We start from the raw sequence: 18,602 nt of genomic DNA, 5'->3' as shown, positions 1-18,602 counted from the left end.
CTCAGCGGGCGAGTTCGGGGGCCGGTCCCATGACGACGACGGGTTCGGCGGCCGGGTCGAGGGCGAGGAGCAGGGTGCGCAGGTCGTCGCGGTGGAGGGCGACGCACGCCTGGGTGGGGCCGCCGTGGTCGACGTGGATCCAGACGCCGCCGCCCCGCTCGGTGCCGAGCGGGCGCTCCTTGTCGAGCGGGGTGCGGCCGGGGACGCGGTTGTAGTCGATGGCGATGACGTGGTCGAAGGAGCCTTCGAGGGGTTCGCCGCGGAAGCCGGTGCCGCTGATGGCGAACTCGGGGTCCTCGTCGTACGGGAGGCGGGCCCCGGGGTCGGGCAGCCGGCCGCCGGCATCGCCGATGCGGTAGACGCCGGTGGGGGTGCGCAGGTCGCCGGCCCGGTGGTCGGCGGTCCAGCCCTTGAGGGCGTTGTGGGCGGGCCAGGGGCCGCCCGCCTCGTACCAGCGGCCGCCGGGGGCGCGCTGGTGGAGGACGACGGTGGCGGTGTTGCTGTCGGCGGTGGCGCCGGTGACGACGAGGGCCTGGGTGGTGCCGTCGGGGACGCGGGCCTGGGTGAGGGGGCCGACGCCGGGGATGCGCGGGGCGCTGCGGGGGCGGGCGTCGGTGGCCTCGGCCTTGCCGGCGGGGCGCTTCGCGGCGGCGGCCTCGGCGGTGGCGGTCGGCGGGGTGGTGGGGGCGGGGTGCGCGCAGGCGGTGAGCAGCAGGGCCGCGCACAGGGTGCCGGCGCCGAGCAGCGCGGGGGCGCCCTTGCGGACGAAGGCGGGCATGGGAAGGCATCCTCCTGGCCGGGGGCAGTGGAGCGATCCGTACCCGTTCGGCGGGCGGCGGCGCGCGGGAGGGCGGCGGCCCACCCGTACGGCGCAGCGGGCGGGGCGCGGAATGCGGTTGACCGGGGGCGGGCGGGCGCGGTTGGGTGCCCGGATGAGCGATCTTGAGGGATACGGGGAGCCGCTGCGGGTGGTCCCGGCGGCGGGCGGGCGGGAGCTGGCCGACTGGCGGGCGGTCCACAACGCGATCATCCCGACGGCGGTGCTGTCGGCGGACGAGGTGCGGGAGCGGGCGGGGCGCAACCGGCTGGAGGTGGCGTACCTGGGCGGGGTGGCGGTGGGCTGTTCGACGGTCCGGCCGCCGGACGGGGAGACGCCGGCGGCGACGGTGATCGCGCGGATCCTGCCGGAGTTCCGGCGGCGGGGGTTCGGGACGGCGCTGTACGAACGGGGGCTCGCGCACGCGCGGACGCTGAGCGAGGAGGGGGTGGAGACGGTGGTGCTGGCCTCGAACGAGGAGGGGCTGCGGTTCGCCCTGGCGCGGGGCTTCACGGAGGTGGAGCGGTACGTGCTGCCGGGCGACACGATCCCGTTCGTGGCGCTGCGGCTGGCCTGATCTCCGGCACGCACAAGGGATCTGACGTCACGTCAGATCTTTCCGTCACGGGTCTGGGAACCTCGTCCCCCCGGCGCTACCCTCCGCGCATGATACGGACGGTGGTGTGGGGAACCGGAAATGTCGGGCGGGCGGCCATCCGGGCCGTGGACGCCCATCCCGGGCTCGAACTGACGGCGGTGCTCGTCTCCGACCCGGCGAAGGTGGGCCGGGACGCGGGGGCGCTCGCCGGGCTCGGGCACGACCTCGGCGTGGCCGCGACCGACGACGTCGGGGCCGTGCTCGGGGCGCGGCCGGGGGCCGTGGTGTACGCGGCCTCCGGCGACGTCCGGCCCGACGGGGCCCTGGAGGACGTGGTGCGGGCGGTCGCGGCGGGCGCGGTGGTGGTGACGCCCTCGCTGTACCCGCTGTACGACCCGCGGAACGCCCCGCCCGAGTTCCGCGACCCGGTGCTCGCGGCGGTGGCCGAGGGCGGCGGGTCGCTCTTCGCGTCCGGGGTGGACCCGGGCTGGGGCAACGACGTGCTGCCGCTGCTGGTCAGCGGGCTCGGCACGACCGTGGACGTGGTCCGCTGCCAGGAGGTCTTCGACTACTCGACGTACGAGCAGGAGTTCTCCGTGCGCGAGCTGATCGGGATGGGCAAGCCTCTCGACTACGAGCCTCCGATGCTCTTCCCGTCGGTCCCGACGATGGTGTGGGGCGGGCAGATCCGGCTGATGGCGCGGGCCCTGGGCGCCGAGGTCGAGGACATCCGCGAGACGGTGGACCGCCGTCCGCTGGAGAAGACCGTGAAGACCCGGACGATGGGCGTCTTCGAGGCGGGCACGCAGGGCGCGGTCCGCTTCGAGGTGCAGGGGATCGTCGGCGGCGAGCCGCGGATCGTCATCGAGCACGTGACCCGGATCCACCCGTCCTGCGCCCCGGACTGGCCGGTGCCGCCGGACGGTGCCGGGGCGCACCGGGTGATCGTCGAGGGGCGGCCGCGGATCGAGGTGACGGTGGCGGCCACCGACGAGGACGAGAACCGGGCGGCCGGCGGGAACGCGACGGCGGTCGGGCGCCTGGTCGGGGCGATCGACTGGCTGGCGGCGGCGGAGCCGGGGCTGTACGACGCGCTGGACGTGCCGGTACGCCCGGCGGTGGGCAGGCTGGGAAGGAGACCACGGTGATCATCGACATTCCCGAGGGGCAGGAGCCGATCGGGTACGTGTGGGGCGACATGGTCCCGGAGATCGGGACGGCGGCGGCGAACTTCTCGCTGTCGGTCTACGCCCATACGACCCTGGGGCTGCGCGAGTTCGAGGCGGCGCGGCTGCGGATCGCGCAGATCAACGGCTGCGGCTTCTGCCTGGACTGGCGCACGGACCGGGACGGCGTGAAGGTCGAGGAGGGCTTCGACGAGGTGGTCGCCGCCTGGCGGACCACGGAGGTCTCGGACTCCTTCGACGCCCGGACCCGGCTGGCGGCGGAGTACGCGGAGCGGTACGCGCTCGACCACCACGGCCTGGACGAGGAGTTCTGGGCGCGGATGACCGCGCACTACGGCCAGGCGGAGATCGTGGAACTGACGATGAGCCTGGGTTCGTGGCTGGCCTTCGGGCGGCTGAACCGGGTGCTCGGGCTCGACGAGGTGTGCGTGCTGCCGACGGGGTGAACTCCGGGAGCGCGAAGGGGCCGGCCGGTTCTCGAACCGGCCGGCCCCTTCCGTGCGTTCCGGGCCGCGTTCAGAAGTCCTCGGCGATGATGCGCTCGATGTTGCGTTCGGCGAGGGCGGTGATGGTGACGAAGGGGTTGACGCTGGTGTTGCCGGGGATGAGCGAGCCGTCGATGACGTAGAGGCCCCGGTAGCCGTGGAGGCGGCCCCGGTTGTCGGTGGCGCGGTCGAGGACGGCGCCGCCGAGGGGGTGGTAGGTGAGGTGGTCGCCCCAGATCTTGTACGCGCCGAAGAGGTCGGAGCGGTAGATCGTCCCCTCCTTGGAGTTGATCTTGTCGAAGATGGACTTCGCCATGTCGATGGACGCCTGCTTCCAGGCCCGGTCCCAGCTGAGGTCGACCTTGCCGGTGGCCGGGTTCCAGGTGAACTCGGCGCGGTGCGGGGTGCGGGTGATGGAGAGGTAGAAGGAGGCGTAGGTCTCGATGCCGGTGGGCAGCGGGGCGACCTCGGCGAAGGCGCCGCCCGCGTCCCAGTTGTCGATGCCGGCGGTGGGCATGGCGGACTGGAGCTTGCCGGTGGGGTCCCACATGTGGTTGGCCCGGCCGCACATGACGTTGCCGTTGTCGCCCCAGCCCTTGCCGATGTGCTCGTTGAGGGCGGGCAGGGCTCCGGTGGCCTTGAGGCGGGTGAGGAGCTTGCTGGTGCCGACGCTGCCGGCGGCGAAGAAGACCCGGTCGGCGCGGACGGTCTTGGAGGCGAGGACGGCGCCGGTGGTGTCGATCTGGTCGACGGCGACCGTGTAGCCGCCGGCGGCGGCCGGGGTGACGGAGGTGACCCGGTGGAGGGCGGAGACGGTGACCCGGCCGGTGGCGGCGGCCTGGGCGAGATAGGTCTTCTGGAGGCTCTTCTTGCCGTGGTTGTTGCCGTAGATGACCTCGCCGGCCAGGGCGGACTTCGGTACGGCTCCGGCCGCCTCCCGCTTCATGTAGTCCCAGTCGTAGACGTTGGGCACGAAGACGAAGGGGAAGCCGGAGCGCTGGGCGTGCTTGCGGCCCACGCGCGCGTACTGGTAGGCGTCGGCGTTCTCCCACCAGGTCTCGTCGACGGAGGTGACGCCGAGGCCCGCGTTGGCGCGCGGGTAGTAGGTGGAGTACATCTCCGCCGGGTCGACGGTGGGGAGGACGGCGGAGAAGCGCTCCCGGCGCGGGGTGACGGCCATGCCGCCGTTGACGAGGGAGCCGCCGCCGATGCCGCGTCCCTGGTAGACGGTGATGCCGGAGAACTCCTCGGCGTCGAGGATGCCGGTGTGGCGGGGCACGTCCTTGTCGAGGGGGAAGCCGAGGAACTGGCTCAGCGGCTGCTTGGTGCGGGTGCGCAGCCAGAAGGAGCGGTAGTCGGGGGTGGTGGTGTTGGCGAAGATCTTGCCGTCGGGGCCGGTGGTGTCCCAGGCCATGCCCATCTCGATCATGTGGACGTCGACGCCGGCCGAGGCGAGGCGGAGGGCGGCGACGGATCCGCCGTATCCGGTGCCGACGACGAGGGCGCGCACGTGGGAGCCGTCGGGGATGGGACGGACGTTCAGGCCGGGGACCTCGGCGCGGGCGGGGGTGGTCAGGGTGCCGGCGAGGGCGGCCGCGCCGAGAACGGAACCTGTTCCGGTCAGGAAGCGGCGGCGGCTGACTCCGTGAATTCCCTGGGCGGACAGGGGATGTTCACTCATGTGATCTTCCTCACTCGTGAGCGAATGGGAACACGTTCTACGGCCGGGCGCCGAGGAAGTCACGAGAAACCGACGGGTAACTTCAGGCCGGACGCGCCCCCTTGATCACCCCGGCGACATGCGCCGCGTGGGCCCGCGCCGCGGGCAGGGCGTCCGCCCAGGAGCCGCACTCCCCCGCCGGGTGCTGGGCCCGGGCGGCCGCGAGCACCGGCCGGTGCTCCTCCGCCGGTTCCGGCAGCAGCACGGCGGCGGCCTCGCCCCTGGAGCGGATCCGGCCCGTGCGCGGGGTGGCCGGGGCCCGGGCCAGGCCGACGAGGGCGTCGACGTCGCTGGTGGGGCGCGGTCCGCCGAGGACGGCGGAGCCGTGGGGGCAGGCGGTGGGGACGGCCCGGGCCCCCAGGGCCTCGCGGACGAGGCGGACGACGCGGCGGACCCGTCCGGTGGCGCCGGCGGGGGCGTCGGGCGCGGGGGCTCCTGGCGGCGGGTACGGGCGCGGGGCCGTCACCGTACGGGAGCGGGGGGGGCACGTCCGGTTTCGCCGCCGGTCTGGTCGTCACCGGCCGGTTTGTCATCGACCGGGTCGTCACCGGCCGGTTCGGCACCGGCTCACAGGTGGAGGAGGGGGAGTTCGACGCCCGCGAGCCGGTGTTCGGGGGGCGTCAGGCGCGGGCCGGGACGGGGGCGGCCTCGCGGGAGGTGCCGGCGGCGAGCGCGGGCGCGGGGCGGACCGGGCCGTCGAGGAGGCGGCGCAGGACGGCGGTGCGGCGGGCCGGGTCGTCGCCGTCGCTCTCCGCGAGCAGGGCGGCGAGGACGGCGATGCGGGCCTGGCCGGCCCGGAGGGAGCCGGCGAGCAGACCGCCGTTGGCCACCAGGTCGACGGCGCCGCCGCCGGTGTAGATCTCGGCGAGCGGGCCCGCCGGGACGCGGGTGGTGACCGCGACCAGGACGCCCCGGGAGGTGGCCTCGGCGACCGCCTCGGCGATCTCCGGGGTGGCGTTGCCGGCGCCGGTGGCGACGAGGACGATGCCCCGGGCGCCGGCGGCGAGGGCGGCGTCGAAGTGGAGCCGATCTCCGTCGGTGTGGTGGAAGACGACGTCCACCCGGGGCAGCGCGCCGCGGCCCGCGCCGGGGTCGGCGGTGAGGGCGGCGGCCGGCAGCGGGAGGACCGCCGGGCGGTCGGGGAGGCGCTCGATGTCGACGCGGGAGAAGCCGACGCGGCCCAGGCGCTCGGCCGAGGGGTCGGAGAAGGCGTCGGAGGCCAGGGTCTGGGTCTTCACCGTGCCGCGGGCGGCGTGGACGCGTCCGTCGAAGACGACGAGGACGCCGAGGTCGCGGACGGTGGCGGCGACCTGGAGGGCGTCGTACAGGTTCCCGGGGCCGTCGCCGTCGCCGGTGCCGAAGGGGCGCTGGGCGCCGGTGAGGACGACGGGGCGGGGGTCCTCGTGGTGGAGGTCCAGAAGGAAGGCCGTCTCCTCCAGGGTGTCGGTGCCGTGGGTGACGACGATGCCGTCGACGCCGGGGTCCGCCAGGGTCTCGTGGACCGTGCGCAGCAGGACGAGCTGGTGGGCGGCGGTGAGGAGGGAGCTGTTGACGTTGAAGAGGTCGCGGACCTCGACGGTCACGCCCTCGGGCAGCGGGGCGGTGGCGAGGACGTCGTCGCCGGAGGCGTCGGCGGCGTAGCCGGTGCCCTGCCAGCGGCTGGCGATGGTGCCGCCGGTGCTGATGACCACGATCCGGCGGGGGCTTCCGTCGTTCGTCCGCTGCATGTCCGCCGCCTCTCCGTACCCGATGGTTCGCGGCCCCGCCCGGTTCCGGGGCCAGCTCGGCAACGGTAGGCCAAAAGGGGGAGCACGCGATTGCCTATATGGGCGCAGAAATGTTTCATCGTGGCAGATAATCGCGTCATGGACCGAATTGATCTCCACATCTTGCGCGAGCTCCAGCAGGACGGCCGGCTGAGCAACCAGGAGCTGGCCCAGCGGGTCGGCCTGAGCCCCTCCCCCTGCCTGCGCCGGGTGCGCCAGCTGGAGCAGGACGGGGTGATCCGGGGGTACCGCGCGGTCATCGACCCGGAGGCGGTCGGGCGGGGCTTCGAGGTGCTGGTCTCGGTCGAGGTGAAGCGGGACCGGGAGACGGTGGAGGCCTTCGAGGAGGCGCTCCAGTCGATCCCGGACGTCATCGAGGCGTACCGCCTCTTCGGGAGCCCGGGGTGCCTGCTGCGGATCGCGGTGGCGGACCTCTCGGCGTACGAGCGGCTGTGGATCGAGCAGCTGACGGCGCTGGCCGGGGTCACCGAGGTGAACTCCCAGATCATCATGAAGCGGATCAAGGAGCCGAAGGGGATGCCGGTGGACCTCCGGGGCGCCTGAGGCGGAAGTGGCGCGACTCGCCCGCGGACGGCCGCTCCGTATGCGAGAACGTCACCGAATGGCTCTTTGTCCGTAACACGACAAGCCCTGCTCCCGTGCCACCCTCCGGGATGACACGAAATCAACACGCGTAGAACGCCGTCCCCTTGAGCCGGGCACGGCGTTCGCCCGCGTGCCCGTCCCCGGGAAAGGGCCCCCCATGTCGGTTGCACGGATACGCAGCTGGAAGGTCTGGGCGGCGCTGTCCGCCGCCCTCGTCGGACTCACGCTCCCCGCGGTCACGGCGACCCCCGCCGCCGCCACCACGACCGCGTACGACACGACGTACTACAAGAACGCCGTCGGCAAGACCGGCACCAGCCTCAAGTCGGCGCTGCACACCATCATCAGCGACCAGGACACGATCTCGTACGACGCGGTCTGGAACGCCCTGAAGACGCTCGACCAGGACCCGAACAACACCGCCAACGTCGTGCTCCTCTACAGCGGCGTCTCGCGCGGAAAGAACCTCAACGGCGGCTCGGTCGGCAACTGGAACCGCGAGCACACCTGGGCGCAGTCGCACGGCTCCTTCGGCACCTCGACCGGCCCCGGCACCGACCTGCACCACCTGCGCGCCTGCGACGTCCAGGTCAACAGCACCCGCGGCAACAAGGACTTCGACAACGGCGGCAGCGCGGTGAGCGGCGCCCCCGGCAGCTACACCGACTCCAACTCCTTCGAGCCGCGCGACGCCGACAAGGGCGACGTGGCCCGCATGATCCTCTACATGGCCGTGCGGTACGAGGGCGGCGACGGCTGGCCGAACCTGGAGCCCAACGACTCCACCACCAACGGCAGCGTGCCCTACCACGGCCGGCTCTCCGTCCTGAAGCAGTGGAACGAGCAGGACCCGCCGAGCGCCTTCGAGGAGCGCCGCAACGACCTCGTGTACTCCACCTACCAGCACAACCGGAACCCGTTCATCGACCACCCGGAGTGGATCGAGGCGATCTGGTAGTCCGTCAGGACCGTGCGGCCGGCTCCCCCGAGGACGGGGAGCCGGCCCCCGGTTTTGGATTGTCGGAGGATCATCAATACGATCCGCCGATGATCACGAGAAAACGGCTGGCGACCGGAGCCTGCGCGCTGCTCGTCGCCCTGACCGCCGCGCTGCTGCCGACGAGCGCCTCCGCCGACGAGCCGGCGGCGAAGGAATCCCCCAAGGTCGAGCTCGTCCTCGACGTCAGCGGCTCCATGCGCGCCAAGGACATCGACGGCAAGTCCCGGATGAGCGCCGCCAAGCAGGCCTTCAACGAGGTCCTGGACGCGGTGCCCGAGGAGGTCAGGCTCGGCATCCGCACCCTCGGCGCCGACTACCCCGGCAACGACCGCAAGCGCGGCTGCAAGGACACCCGGCAGCTCTACCCGGTCGGCCCGCTCGACCGGACCGAGGCCAAGACCGCCGTCGCCACCCTCGCCCCCACCGGCTGGACCCCGATCGGCCCGGCGCTGCTCGGCGCGGCCGACGACCTCGGCGAGGACGGGGCGACCAAGCGGATCGTCCTCATCACCGACGGCGAGGACACCTGCGCCCCGCTCGACCCCTGCCAGGTGGCCCGCGAGATCGCCGCCAAGGGCATCCACCTCGTGATCGACACCCTGGGCCTGGTGCCGGACGCCAAGACCCGGCAGCAGCTCACCTGCATCGCCGAGGCCACCGGCGGCACGTACACCTCCGTGCACCGCACCGACGAGCTCTCCCGCCGCGTCCGCCAGCTGGTGGACCGCGCCGCCGACCCGGTGGTGACCCCGGTCGCCACCGAGGGCGCCGCGCGGTGCGCGGACGCCCCACGGCTCCAGCCCGGCCTCTACACCGACCGCGAGACCTTCGGCGAGCACCGCTGGTACAAGGTCGACCTGCTGCCCGGCCAGGAACTGCGCGCCTCCGTCAGCGTCTCCGCCGACCGGGCCGTGAACAACGACTACGGCGTGCTGCTGCGCGCCGTGACCCGGCACGGCCGGGAGATCGTGCGCGGCTCCGAGGCCGGCGACGGCCGCACCGACGTCATATCGACCGGGCTGCGCTACCCGAAGCCCGAGGCGGAGGACGAGGACGGCGACGGCAAGCCGGCCGCCGAGACCGTCTGCCTCCAGGTCAGCAACTCCTTCTCCGCTCCCCCGGCCGTGAAGACCACGCCGGGCATGCCCGTCGAGCTGACCGTGGACATCGTGGACGGCCCGGCGAGCGCCTCGGACGTGGCCTCCTTCGGGCTCGGCCGCGGCTGGTGGCTGCTCGGCGCGCTGGTGCTCGCCGGCTTCCTCGCCGGTCTGATCTGGGGCTGGCTGTCCCGCTGGCGCTTCGCCGTCTGGAGGACCCACTGATGCGTACCGTACGGATGCTCGCGGCCGCCGCGCTGGCCGGCGCCGCCCTGCTGGGCCCCGCCGCGCCGGGCGCCCTCGCCGACACGCCCACGCCGTCGGCCCCGGCCGGCGGGGAGGCGGGCCCCACGGAGGCCGGCACCACCTTCCGCACCGCCGCCGCCTTCCGCCCCGGCCAACAGGCCACCGCGCAGGCGGCCACGGGTGACTACCTCTACTGGGTGTTCCCCGCCGACACCGGCGAACGGCCCACCGTCAAGGCCACGGTGACGCTCCCGGAGAGCTCCCTGCGGCACGGCGCCGCCACCTGGCGGGTCGACGTCTACGACGGGCTGCGGCGCCGTCAGCCCTGCATGTACGGCGCCCAGTCGCGCACCGCCGCGAAGGAGGCCGCCTCGCTGGAGCTGGCCTGTGTGCTGCGGCCGGTGCGCGCCTCCGCCGACGCCTGGGCGAACGACCCGCTGCCGGGCAGCTACTACGTGCGGCTGACCGTCACCGGGCTGCCGGACGAGGACCTGGGGCAGCCGTTCTCGGCCCGCCTCGGCGTCGACGTCCGCGACCAGGGCGGCGCGTACGCCACCGACGGGTCGCTCGCCGCGCCACTGGTGCCGGGCGCGACCACCGCCGAGCGGGCCGGGGCAGAGGAGGAGGCGGGCCGCAGGACCGCCGTGGAGGCCGCCGCGCCCGAGGACGGCTGGTCCTCCGGCTGGTGGTCCGACCGCTGGATCTGGACCGCGGCCGGCGGCGTCCTCGCCGCCCTCGCGGGCATCGGCGGCTACGCCCTGACCAGGGGCTCCGGCCGCCCGTCCCGGGTCCCGCCGGCCGTCTGACCCGCCCCCGCCGGAGGCCCCCGTCGCACGCGGCGGGGGCCTTCGCGCGTCAGGCCATCCGCCGGTCGCCCTCCATGACGGCCTGCCGGACGCGGTGGTAGGTGCCGCAGCGGCAGATGTTGCGCAGCTCGTCGAGGTCGGCCTCGGTGACCGCGCGGCCCGCCTCCCTGGCCCGGCGGACCGCGTCGACGGCCGCCATGATCTGGCGGGGCTGGCAGTAGCCGCACTGGGCGACGTCGAGGTCGAGCCACGCCTCCTGCATCGGGTGGAGCTCGGCGCCGACCGTGTCGGCCAGGCCCTCGATGGTGGTGACCTCGTCGTCGGCCGCGAGCTCGCCGACGGGGACGGCGCAGGGCGTGAACGCCCTGCCGTTGAGGTGGCTCGTGCAGGCCCGGCAGACGCCGACCCCGCAGCCGTACTTGGGACCGGTCACCCCGAGGACGTCCCTGAGGACCCACAGGAGCCGGACGTCGGACTCGACCTCGGCGGTGACCGCCTTGCCGTTGAGGATGAAGGTGTGCTGGGGCACGGGGAACTCCGGGAGGGATCAGAGGACGCGGTCGCGGCCGTCGGTCGGGGACGCCGGGATCGGGGGCACGGCCGGGGCGGGGGTGAAGGGGAGCGGGGCGGTGTGGTTGACCGGGAAGTCGGTCGGCATCGTGCCCGTCGCCCGCCCGTAGGCGCCGGCGACGGCCGCCATGGCCGCCGCGACGGCCAGCTCGCCCGCGCCGCCGGGCTCGTCGCCGGTCGGCGGCATGACGACGATCTCCAGCTCGGGCGGGGTGTTCCACTGCCGGGTGTAGAAGTAGTCGTCCCAGCTCGACTCCAGGAAGGCGCCGTCCCTCAGGTGCAGTCCCGAGGTGAGCGCGAGGGCGATGCCGTCGGAGATGCCGCCCATCATCTGGGCCTCCAGGCCCTTCGGGTTGACCGCGAGGCCCACGTCGACGGCGCAGACCACCTTGGTGACGCGGGGGCCGGTGTACGCGTTCGGGACGGTGCGCCCGGTCGTCGCGGGACGGCAGTCGATCTCGGCGAGCACCGCCACGTACGAGTGGTACTCGGGGTGCACGGCGATGCCCTGCGCGGTGCCGGGCTCCATCGGCCTGCCCCAGCGGCCCCGCCGGGCGACCTCGTCGAGGACGGCGCGGGCGCGGGCCTCCTTCATCAGGCGGCGGCGCAGCGCGCAGGCGTCCTCGCCCAGGCGGCGGGCCAGCTCGTCGACGACGAGCTCCTGGGCGGTGCGCACGTTCGGCGAGTAGATGTTCCGCATCGAGCCGGTGTTGTAGCCCTTGTCGGTCTCGGCGAGGAGCTGGGTGGTGACGCCGAGGTGGTAGGGGCTGATCTGGGTGAGCTGGAACATCGTCTCGGAGAAGGTGAGGTCCGCGACCGGCAGCCGGGCCGCCTCCGCCGTCAGCACCTCGCCGATGCCGTGGCCGAAGTCCGTGGCGACCGAGGTGTGCCGCTGCTCGTACGTCAGGACCTCGCCGAGCGAGTAGGTGGCGCGGACCCGCGAGGTCGACATGGGATGGGTACGACCCTGCCGGAAGTCGTCGGTGCGGTGCCACATCAGCTTCACCGGCTTGCCGAGCTTCTTCGAGATCTCGGCGGCCTCGTGGGCGGCGTCGTGGAAGAGCTTGCGGCCGAAGGAGCCGCCGCCCTCGGTGACGTGCACCTTCACGGCGGAGACGGGCAGGCCGAGGCGGAGCGCGATCTGTTCCTGGGCGACGATCGGGGCCTTGAGCGAGCCCCAGATCTCGGCGGAGTCCGGGCGGACGTCCGCGATGGCGCAGTTGGTCTCCAGGGCGGCGTTGCTGGCGAAGCGGAAGGTGAAGCGGGCGTCGACGGCCTTGGTGAGGAGCGGCAGCGGCGGGACGACGAGCGGGAGTTCGGCCCGGCGCAGCTCGGCGAGGACGGTGGCGTCGGTGGCGCCCTCGGCGGTGCCGGGGCCCCAGTCGACGTCGAGGGCGCGGATCGCGTCGACGCACTGGCCGAAGGTGCGGGCGCGGACGGCGACGCCGGTGGAGACGGTGACGGCGTCGGTGACGCCGGGCATGGCCCGTACGGCGTCGAGGTTGGCGACGGAGCGGACGGTGCCGTTGATGGTGGGCGGGCGGCAGACCATGGTCGGCAGGGCGCCGTCGACCCGGAGGTCCATGGCGAACTTCTTGCGGCCGGTGACGGCGTCGAGCGCGTCGAGCCGGCCGCGGGCCGTGCCGATGACACGGAAGTCCGCGCGGTCCTTGAGGGTGACGGTGACGGCGGAGTCCGCCACGGCGGCGGCCCTGGCGGCGAGTTCGCCGTAGCCGAGGACGGCTCCGGCCGGGGAGAGGACCGCGCCGGCCTTGGTGGTGAGGGTGGAGGCGGCCTCGCCGAGGACGAGGGAGGCGGCGTGCAGCAGCCGGCCGCGGGCGACGGCGGCGGCGACCCGGATCGGGGTGTAGGTGGAGACGGTGGTGTTGGAGCCGCCGGTGAGCTGGTTGAAGAGCAGCTCGGGGCGGGCGTCGGCGAGGGTGACCCGCACCTTCTCCAGGGGCAGGTCCAGCTCCTCCGCGATGAGCATGGCGGAGGAGGTGGTGACGCCCTGGCCGACCTCGGCGCGCGGCAGGGCGAAGTGGACGGTGCCGTCGGCTTCGAGGCGCAGGGTGATGAGGTGGCCGGTCGGGAGCGCGGCCAGGGTCAGCAGGTCGTTGAGGTCGAGGAGTTCGGCCGGGCCGGGCGGCGAGGGGACGACGGCCTCGGCGGTCGTGGGGGCGATCGCCTCCGCGCCGGCCTGCGCGGCGACGGTGAGGGTGGGCGCGGCGAGCACGTAGCCGAGGAAGCGGCGCCGGCCGATGCCGGACGCGCCGCCGGCCGGCTCCGCGCCCGGCGGGGGGCTCTGTTCGTTCGCGGACGCGGGGTGCCGCCTGGCCATGTGGGGCCGCCTCTCGACGCTGCCGTACCGGCCCGGGGGCCCGGTTCCTACTCGGGTGCGGGGGCGATCATCGCGCATCCGAGGGCGCCACGGGGCCGCTTCGTCGAGGAATTCGCGAAAGATCCGCGCTGGTCAGAGGTGTTTTCAGTCAGGTCCGCCGGATTTCGTCCGGTGGGGACGGCCCGGCCGGCGCGACCGGCGCGTGAGCCGGGCCCGGTGGACGCCTCGCCTCAGGGCGTCCCGGCTCGCAGGTCGCGGACGGCCCGGGCCCGCCGGGCGTTCATCCGGCCCCGGCAGGAGCGCAGCTGGTCCCGGGAGACGCGGGCCCGCTGGCCGCCGCCGGCGATGAGGGCGTTCACGGAGACCATCGGGTCGCCGCCGACCGAGCGGGCGAGCAGCGCGCCCACCACGACGGGCCCGAGGGCCACCACGAGCGCGGTGCCGGTGGCCGTGGCGCGGCGGAGGGGGCGGCGCGGGGGCCGGGGGCGGCGGGCGGTGCGAAGGCTCATGGGTCCATTCCAGCCGCCGGCGGCGCCGGGCGGATCCGTCGGCGTACTCAGGCGGTCGCGGAGGGGTACTCATGAGGGCGCCCGTGGGGCGCCCCTCCGGGGAGCGCGGTCAGCGGGTGCGGCGGGCGCGGGCGAGGGCCCGGGCCGCGAGGGCCGTCGCGGTGAGGCCGACGAGGAGGGACACGTAGGCGCCGCCGAGGCCGTTGCCGGTGCCGAGGCCGCCGTCGGCCGTGGCCGCGACCAGACCGCCGAGGACGACGGCGGCCGACCCGGCGGCGAGGGCGAGCAGCGCGCCGCGCGGCCCGGTCGTGGTGCCGAGGCGGCCGGTGGGGCGGGTGAGGGCGCGCAGGGCGGCGACCAGGCCCAGCAGCCCGAGCAGCGCGCCGAGGACCGCACCGAGCCGGCCGGGGCCGAAGGCGGTGACGGAGGCGGCGACGGGTCCGGCGGGCGCGGACGCCGCGGCGGTCCCGGCCGCGGCCGCGGTGGAGGCGACGGCGGCGAGCAGGGTGGTGGCGCCGGTGGCGAGGTGACGGCGGACGGTCATGGGAGGACCCCTCTTCTTCGGGCATCGGACGCTCCGAGCATGTCCGGTGGCCCGCGTCCCGGTCGTCCGCCCGCCGTCGGCACTTCGCCTGCCACCGCCGCGGTACGGCACGCCCTCCTACCGCGTCCGTGGTAGCCGGAGCCTCGTCCCCGGGGCCGACTCCCTCCGTGGGGCGGGCCGTTAGGGTGCGCTCATGACGGAAGCGGGGGCGAATGCCCGGCGGTGGTACGGCGACGCGGCCATCGCCTTCGGGGTGACGGCGGCGCTGCTGGTCACGGCGGTGTCCGGACCGACGCCCGGCATGGCCCGCGCCGCGCTCGGGTACGGCCTGCTGGCGGCCGGGGGGCTGGCGCTGGCGGTCCGGCGGCGCGTTCCCCGGGCCGTGCTCGCGGTCACCGGGGCGTGCGCGATCGGGTACCAGACGGCCGGGTTCGACGTGCCCGTCGTGGCCTACCTGTTCGCCGTGTACGCGGCCGTACGGGCCGGACACCGGGGGGTCACCGCGGTGGCGAGCGTCCTGATGCTGGCGGCGCTGCCGGTGGCGGCCCTGCTGTCGGGGCCGTACGACACGGGCGAGGCGCTGGCCCGGGCGCGGGGCGCGCTGGAGATCGCCTGGCTGGTCGCGGCGGGCGCGGCGGGCGAGGCGCTGCGGCAGGCCGAGCGGCGGGCGGACGAGGCGGAACGGACCCGCGAGGAGGTGGCCCGGCGCCGTGCCGACGAGGAACGGCTGCGCATCGCGCGGGAGCTGCACGACTCGCTCACCCACCAGATCTCGGTGATCAAGGTGCAGGCGGAGGTCGCGGTCCATGTCGCCCGCAGGCGGGGGGAGGACGTGCCCGCCGCGCTGCTGGCGATCCGGACGGCGGGACGCGAGGCCGGCAGGGAGCTGCGGGCGACGCTGGAGGCCTTGCGCGACGACGGCACGGCACCGCCGCGCGGCATCGACGACGTGGCGGAACTGGTCGAGCGGGCCCGCTCGCTGGGACTGGACGCGCGCCTGTGCGTGGAGGGGCCCCGGGTGGACGTGCCGGCCGCCGTCGACCGGACGGTGTACCGGATCGTGCAGGAGTCGCTGACCAATGCCGCCCGGCACGCCGGCGCGAACACGGCGACGGTGCGGATCGACTGCCGGCCGGAGGCGCTGGCCGTCAGCGTGGAGGACGACGGCCCGGCCGCGCCGGCCGCTGGGGCGCCGGTGCCGGGGCTCGGCCTGCTCGGCATGCGCGAGCGCGTCACCGCCCTCGGCGGCCGGCTCACCGCCGGGCCGCGCGACGGGGGCGGCTTCTCGGTCCGGGCCGAGCTTCCGGTGGAGCGCACGCCGTGATCCGGGTCCTGCTCGTCGACGACCAGCCGCTCATCCGCAGCGGGTTCCGCGCCCTGCTCGACCTGGAGGACGACATCGAGGTGGTGGCCGAGGCCGCCGACGGCCGGGAGGCGCTGGCGCTGGTCCGGACGCACCTGCCGGACGTCGCCCTGGTCGACGTCCGGATGCCCGTCCTCGACGGGATCGAGACGACCCGGCGGATCGCCTCGGATCCGGCGCTCGCGGGGGTGCGCGTCGTGATCCTCACCAACTACGGCCTGGACGAGTACGTCCTGGACGCGCTGCGCGCGGGTGCCGCCGGCTTCCTCGTCAAGGACGTGCTGCCGGAGGACTTCCTGCACGCCGTGCGGGTCGCCGCGCGCGGCGACGCGCTGCTCGCCCCCTCGCTCACGCGCAGGCTCATCCACCACTTCCTCGCCCGGCCGCCCGCCGCCGCCCCGGCCGGTCAGGGCCCGGCGGAGCTGACCGGCCGGGAACGGGAGGCGGTGGTCCTGGTGGCACGCGGCCTGTCGAACGACGAGATCGCCGACCGGATGGTGATCAGCCCGCTGACCGCGAAGACGCACGTCAACCGCGCCATGACCAAATGGGGCGTCCGGGACCGTGCCCAACTGGTGGTGATGGCCTACGAGTCCGGTCTCGTCACCCCGAACGGGGGCTGAGGCGGCCGCCGTTCAGGCGGACGGATGTTCCGTGGCGGGGACGACGGCGACGCTCGCCCCGCCGCTCTCGGACAGGCCGGCCCAGTCCTCCGGACCGGCGGAGCCGCCGACGTGGTCCACCAGGAGGACGGGGCGGCGCGGAGGCGGGCCGCCGGGCTGCGGCCGGGTCGGGCGGTGCGGGCGGGCCGGGCGCCGTAGCGTACGGGGCATCTGTCCGTACGCAGCTGAGGAGCACCCCCCATGGCCGACTACCGCGTCGAGACCGAACGCACCGGATACCGGCGGTGGACCGCCCGCAACGACCGGGGCGCGGAGGTGCTGATGGCCGCGGCCGACGACGACGGGGCGCAGCCTTCGTTCACGCCGGTGGAGCTGCTGCTGGCGGCGATGGCCGGCTGCGGGGGGCTGGTGATCGACCGGACCGCGCGGGCCGTGGACCACGACGACCTCAGGATCGTCGTGGAGTCGGTGTCGGCGCCGGAGGACGACGGGCGGATTGGCCGGATCCGGGTGAGCTACGAGTTCGAGCTGCCGGACTCGAACCCGAAGGCGGCGGAGGTCTTCGCGCGCGGCGTGCGGCTCACGCACGAGAAGTTCTGCACGGTGAGCCGCACCGTCGAGCACGGGGCGCGGGTGGAGGCCGTCCTCCCGGACGGAACGGTCGGCTTCGAGGGCTGAGCCACGGCCGCGCGTTCGCCCCGCGCGGGGCGGGTGCGGGGCGTGAAGCGCGTGGCTCCCGGGGCGGCGGGGTCCGCTCCGGGAGCCACGGCGCCCCAAGTCCCGGGTGGGACAGGTCAGTTCAGCCAGAGGTCACGGACGTGGGCGAGCGGATCGGCCTCGACGCGGCTCTCGGTGTCCCAGACCTTGGTGGCGCGGGTGCCGGGGGCGTAGCGGGGCCAGTCGGCGCCGGGGTCCTGGTCCTTGACGAAGGCGACCCAGGCGCGGTGGACGGCGTCGGCGAGGGTCTGCGGCGGGGTGGCGCCGGCGGCCTCGGGGACGCCCTCGGCGTCGAGGAGGTCGAAGGCGAAGGGCAGGTCCAGGCAGTGCGCGGCGAAGCCGGAGAGCGGTGAGCGCCAGGCGAACTCGTAGAGCCAGGTGGGGCGTTCGCGGGCGGCCCGGGCGTCGGCGACGGCGAGGTTCGGCGCCCGGAACATGACGTCGGTGAGCGCCTGCCCGAAGAGGGCCTTCTCGGGGGCGGCCGGGTAGGCGGCGGCGAACTCGGCCGCGCGGCCGGGGGCGAGGCCGAGCGCGCCGAGGAGGACCGGCAGCGGCAGGCCCTCGGGGCCGGGGAACATCGAGAACTCGTCGGCGGTGAAGCCCAGCATCAGCGGGACGCCGGCGCCCGCGTCGCCGGTGGTGAGCGCCTCGACGGGCGGTACGGGGATCAGCTCGCCGTCCGCGAAGGGGGCGAGGGCCAGCATCGGGGGCAGCCCCTCGCGGTCGGGTCCGTCCTCGGCGAGCCGGTCCTGGAGGGCCAGGATCTCGTCGTCGCCCAGGTCGCGCAGGGCCGCGGCGGTGGCGGGGAGGCCGGTGCGGGCGGTGAGGAGGCGGGCGGCGGAGCGGGCGGCCCCGGGGCCGTCGGGGCGCAGGAGGGCGCCGGAGGCGGCGAGGGCGCCGCGGAAGAGGCCCCGGGCGGAGGGGACGGACAGCAGGGTGAGGACGGCGCCGCCGCCGGCGGACTGGCCGGCGACGGTGACCTTGGCGGGGTCCCCGCCGAAGGCGGCGATGTTGTCGCGGACCCACTCCAGGGCGGCGATCCAGTCGCGGACGCCGCGGTTGTCGGGGGCGTCCTCCAAGTGCAGGAAGCCCTCGATGCCGAGCCGGTAGCCGAGGGAGACGAGGACGATTCCGTCGCGGCTGAAGGCGGCGCCGTCGTACCAGGGGCTGGCGGCGGAGCCGGCGACGTAGCCGCCGCCGTGGATCCAGACGAGGACCGGGAGGCCCTCGGCGGGGGCGGCGTCGGGGGTGAAGACGTTGAGGTTGAGGACGCCGGCGCCCGGGACGCCGGGCTCGGGGATGGTGGTGACCTCGGCGAAGGGGCGGCGCTGGGCGGTGGGGCCGTAGGCGGTGGCGTCCAGCGGTTCGGTCCACGGCTCGGGCGGCTCGGGGGCGGCGAAGCGCAGGTCGCCGACGGGCGGCTGGGCGTACGGGATGCCGAGGAAGCGGGAGCTGCCGTCGGCGCGGCGCTCGCCGCGGACGGGACCTCGGGTGGTGGTGACGAGGGGGCCGGGGGAGGTCATCGGGGGCGGCTCCTGGGGTGCGCCGGCCGGGGCGGCGGCCGGTGGGTGACACCGCCGGGGCCGGGGCCGGAGGCATGGGGGTCA

Annotated in this window: 20 protein-coding genes; 10 read left to right on the top strand and 10 right to left on the bottom strand. The window is 75.1% G+C overall.

Annotated features, from left to right (window positions below):
- Position 1: 1 nt before the first annotated feature.
- Positions 2 to 778: a L,D-transpeptidase family protein gene (locus ACF1ED_RS13880; protein WP_391759931.1), complete on the bottom strand. Its 777-nt coding sequence runs from the start codon at positions 776 to 778 to the stop codon at positions 2 to 4.
- A 154-nt stretch (positions 779 to 932) separates the two neighbouring features.
- Here ACF1ED_RS13880 and ACF1ED_RS13875 point away from each other — a divergent pair, with 154 nt between their 5' ends.
- From ACF1ED_RS13875 to ACF1ED_RS13865, 3 genes are all read left to right on the top strand, one after another.
- Positions 933 to 1,394 (top strand): GNAT family N-acetyltransferase, encoded by a 462-nt coding sequence (locus ACF1ED_RS13875; RefSeq protein ID WP_391759929.1) that lies wholly within the window; start codon positions 933 to 935, stop codon positions 1,392 to 1,394.
- Positions 1,395 to 1,483: 89 nt separating this feature from the next.
- Complete coding sequence (locus ACF1ED_RS13870; protein WP_391759927.1) at positions 1,484 to 2,563, top strand: dihydrodipicolinate reductase; 1,080 nt, start codon at positions 1,484 to 1,486, stop codon at positions 2,561 to 2,563.
- A complete protein-coding gene (locus tag ACF1ED_RS13865; protein WP_250731701.1) occupies positions 2,560 to 3,048 on the top strand; it encodes a carboxymuconolactone decarboxylase family protein in 489 nt (162 codons plus the stop codon). Before ACF1ED_RS13870 ends, ACF1ED_RS13865 begins: the two co-directional genes overlap by 4 nt.
- Positions 3,049 to 3,118: 70 nt before the next feature.
- Here the strand turns inward: ACF1ED_RS13865 and ACF1ED_RS13860 are convergent, their stop codons facing one another.
- From ACF1ED_RS13860 to ACF1ED_RS13850, 3 genes are all read right to left on the bottom strand, one after another.
- Positions 3,119 to 4,768 carry a GMC oxidoreductase gene (locus ACF1ED_RS13860; protein ID WP_391759925.1) on the bottom strand — a complete coding sequence of 550 codons (1,650 nt, stop codon included), beginning with the start codon at positions 4,766 to 4,768 and terminating at the stop codon, positions 3,119 to 3,121.
- 82 nt (positions 4,769 to 4,850) lie between these two features.
- Positions 4,851 to 5,273 carry an aminoglycoside adenylyltransferase domain-containing protein gene (locus tag ACF1ED_RS13855; protein ID WP_391759923.1) on the bottom strand — a complete coding sequence of 141 codons (423 nt, stop codon included), beginning with the start codon at positions 5,271 to 5,273 and terminating at the stop codon, positions 4,851 to 4,853.
- Between the two features lie 154 nt (positions 5,274 to 5,427).
- The gene (locus ACF1ED_RS13850) at positions 5,428 to 6,534 is read right to left on the bottom strand and encodes an asparaginase (protein WP_391759921.1); all 1,107 of its coding nucleotides are present in this window, start codon (positions 6,532 to 6,534) and stop codon (positions 5,428 to 5,430) included.
- Positions 6,535 to 6,672: 138 nt separating this feature from the next.
- On the opposite strand from ACF1ED_RS13850, the gene ACF1ED_RS13845 reads away from it, so the two are divergent.
- The 4 genes from ACF1ED_RS13845 (at position 6,673) to ACF1ED_RS13830 (ending at position 10,328) form a co-directional block, all read left to right on the top strand.
- Positions 6,673 to 7,137, top strand: a complete 465-nt coding sequence (locus ACF1ED_RS13845) for an Lrp/AsnC family transcriptional regulator (protein ID WP_189850876.1) — start codon at positions 6,673 to 6,675, stop codon at positions 7,135 to 7,137.
- 199 nt (positions 7,138 to 7,336) lie between these two features.
- Entirely contained in the window at positions 7,337 to 8,137 is an 801-nt protein-coding gene (locus tag ACF1ED_RS13840) for an endonuclease I family protein (RefSeq protein WP_391759919.1), read from the top strand.
- Between the two features lie 89 nt (positions 8,138 to 8,226).
- The gene (locus ACF1ED_RS13835) at positions 8,227 to 9,501 is read left to right on the top strand and encodes a VWA domain-containing protein (protein WP_391759917.1); all 1,275 of its coding nucleotides are present in this window, start codon (positions 8,227 to 8,229) and stop codon (positions 9,499 to 9,501) included.
- A complete protein-coding gene (locus tag ACF1ED_RS13830) occupies positions 9,501 to 10,328 on the top strand; it encodes a hypothetical protein (protein WP_391759915.1) in 828 nt (275 codons plus the stop codon). The genes ACF1ED_RS13835 and ACF1ED_RS13830 overlap by 1 nt, the downstream gene beginning before the upstream one ends.
- A 49-nt stretch (positions 10,329 to 10,377) precedes the next feature.
- Here ACF1ED_RS13830 and ACF1ED_RS13825 read toward each other — a convergent pair whose 3' ends face one another.
- The 4 genes from ACF1ED_RS13825 to ACF1ED_RS13810 all read right to left on the bottom strand — a co-directional run bounded on the left by ACF1ED_RS13825 (position 10,378) and on the right by ACF1ED_RS13810 (position 14,292).
- On the bottom strand, positions 10,378 to 10,857 hold the full coding sequence (locus ACF1ED_RS13825) for a (2Fe-2S)-binding protein (protein ID WP_391759913.1): 480 nt from the start codon (positions 10,855 to 10,857) through the stop codon (positions 10,378 to 10,380).
- 18 nt (positions 10,858 to 10,875) lie between these two features.
- Entirely contained in the window at positions 10,876 to 13,239 is a 2,364-nt protein-coding gene (locus ACF1ED_RS13820; protein WP_391759911.1) for a molybdopterin cofactor-binding domain-containing protein, read from the bottom strand.
- Positions 13,240 to 13,469: 230 nt separating this feature from the next.
- A complete protein-coding gene (locus ACF1ED_RS13815; RefSeq protein ID WP_391759909.1) occupies positions 13,470 to 13,748 on the bottom strand; it encodes a hypothetical protein in 279 nt (92 codons plus the stop codon).
- Between the two features lie 109 nt (positions 13,749 to 13,857).
- Complete coding sequence (locus ACF1ED_RS13810) at positions 13,858 to 14,292, bottom strand: DUF6223 family protein (protein WP_391759907.1); 435 nt, start codon at positions 14,290 to 14,292, stop codon at positions 13,858 to 13,860.
- 193 nt (positions 14,293 to 14,485) lie between these two features.
- On the opposite strand from ACF1ED_RS13810, the gene ACF1ED_RS13805 reads away from it, so the two are divergent.
- Both ACF1ED_RS13805 and ACF1ED_RS13800 read left to right on the top strand, forming a co-directional pair.
- A complete protein-coding gene (locus ACF1ED_RS13805) occupies positions 14,486 to 15,616 on the top strand; it encodes a sensor histidine kinase (protein ID WP_391759905.1) in 1,131 nt (376 codons plus the stop codon).
- Positions 15,613 to 16,278, top strand: coding sequence for a response regulator (locus tag ACF1ED_RS13800; protein WP_391759903.1), 666 nt, complete (start codon positions 15,613 to 15,615; stop codon positions 16,276 to 16,278). The genes ACF1ED_RS13805 and ACF1ED_RS13800 overlap by 4 nt, the downstream gene beginning before the upstream one ends.
- Before the next feature lie 12 nt (positions 16,279 to 16,290).
- Here the strand turns inward: ACF1ED_RS13800 and ACF1ED_RS13795 are convergent, their stop codons facing one another.
- Positions 16,291 to 16,488 (bottom strand): hypothetical protein, encoded by a 198-nt coding sequence (locus tag ACF1ED_RS13795; protein WP_391759901.1) that lies wholly within the window; start codon positions 16,486 to 16,488, stop codon positions 16,291 to 16,293.
- 30 nt (positions 16,489 to 16,518) lie between these two features.
- Between ACF1ED_RS13795 and ACF1ED_RS13790 the strand changes: the two genes are divergently transcribed.
- Complete coding sequence (locus tag ACF1ED_RS13790) at positions 16,519 to 16,956, top strand: OsmC family protein (RefSeq protein ID WP_391759899.1); 438 nt, start codon at positions 16,519 to 16,521, stop codon at positions 16,954 to 16,956.
- Between the two features lie 116 nt (positions 16,957 to 17,072).
- Here ACF1ED_RS13790 and ACF1ED_RS13785 read toward each other — a convergent pair whose 3' ends face one another.
- Complete coding sequence (locus ACF1ED_RS13785; RefSeq protein ID WP_391759897.1) at positions 17,073 to 18,518, bottom strand: carboxylesterase/lipase family protein; 1,446 nt, start codon at positions 18,516 to 18,518, stop codon at positions 17,073 to 17,075.
- Positions 18,519 to 18,602: the final 84 nt, after the last annotated feature.

The organism is Streptomyces sp. NPDC014656 (genome assembly GCF_043084305.1).
Lineage (GTDB): Bacteria > Actinomycetota > Actinomycetes > Streptomycetales > Streptomycetaceae > Streptomyces.
This window is presented reverse-complemented; position numbering and strand designations above follow the sequence as displayed.

Bases quoted from the DNA above. Each gene is read 5' to 3' on its own strand.
- ACF1ED_RS13840 (WP_391759919.1), top strand. From the start codon at position 7,337: ATGTCGGTTGCACGGATACGCAGCTGGAAGGTCTGGGCGGCGCTGTCC.
- ACF1ED_RS13815 (WP_391759909.1), bottom strand. From the start codon at position 13,748: ATGAGCCTTCGCACCGCCCGCCGCCCCCGGCCCCCGCGCCGCCCCCTC.
- ACF1ED_RS13785 (WP_391759897.1), bottom strand. From the start codon at position 18,518: ATGACCTCCCCCGGCCCCCTCGTCACCACCACCCGAGGTCCCGTCCGC.
- ACF1ED_RS13845 (WP_189850876.1), top strand. From the start codon at position 6,673: ATGGACCGAATTGATCTCCACATCTTGCGCGAGCTCCAGCAGGACGGC.
- ACF1ED_RS13810 (WP_391759907.1), bottom strand. From the start codon at position 14,292: ATGACCGTCCGCCGTCACCTCGCCACCGGCGCCACCACCCTGCTCGCC.
- ACF1ED_RS13880 (WP_391759931.1), bottom strand. From the start codon at position 778: ATGCCCGCCTTCGTCCGCAAGGGCGCCCCCGCGCTGCTCGGCGCCGGC.
- ACF1ED_RS13795 (WP_391759901.1), bottom strand. From the start codon at position 16,488: ATGCCCCGTACGCTACGGCGCCCGGCCCGCCCGCACCGCCCGACCCGG.
- ACF1ED_RS13875 (WP_391759929.1), top strand. From the start codon at position 933: ATGAGCGATCTTGAGGGATACGGGGAGCCGCTGCGGGTGGTCCCGGCG.
- ACF1ED_RS13835 (WP_391759917.1), top strand. From the start codon at position 8,227: ATGATCACGAGAAAACGGCTGGCGACCGGAGCCTGCGCGCTGCTCGTC.
- ACF1ED_RS13860 (WP_391759925.1), bottom strand. From the start codon at position 4,768: ATGAGTGAACATCCCCTGTCCGCCCAGGGAATTCACGGAGTCAGCCGC.
- ACF1ED_RS13850 (WP_391759921.1), bottom strand. From the start codon at position 6,534: ATGCAGCGGACGAACGACGGAAGCCCCCGCCGGATCGTGGTCATCAGC.
- ACF1ED_RS13790 (WP_391759899.1), top strand. From the start codon at position 16,519: ATGGCCGACTACCGCGTCGAGACCGAACGCACCGGATACCGGCGGTGG.
- ACF1ED_RS13805 (WP_391759905.1), top strand. From the start codon at position 14,486: ATGACGGAAGCGGGGGCGAATGCCCGGCGGTGGTACGGCGACGCGGCC.
- ACF1ED_RS13830 (WP_391759915.1), top strand. From the start codon at position 9,501: ATGCGTACCGTACGGATGCTCGCGGCCGCCGCGCTGGCCGGCGCCGCC.
- ACF1ED_RS13820 (WP_391759911.1), bottom strand. From the start codon at position 13,239: ATGGCCAGGCGGCACCCCGCGTCCGCGAACGAACAGAGCCCCCCGCCG.
- ACF1ED_RS13870 (WP_391759927.1), top strand. From the start codon at position 1,484: ATGATACGGACGGTGGTGTGGGGAACCGGAAATGTCGGGCGGGCGGCC.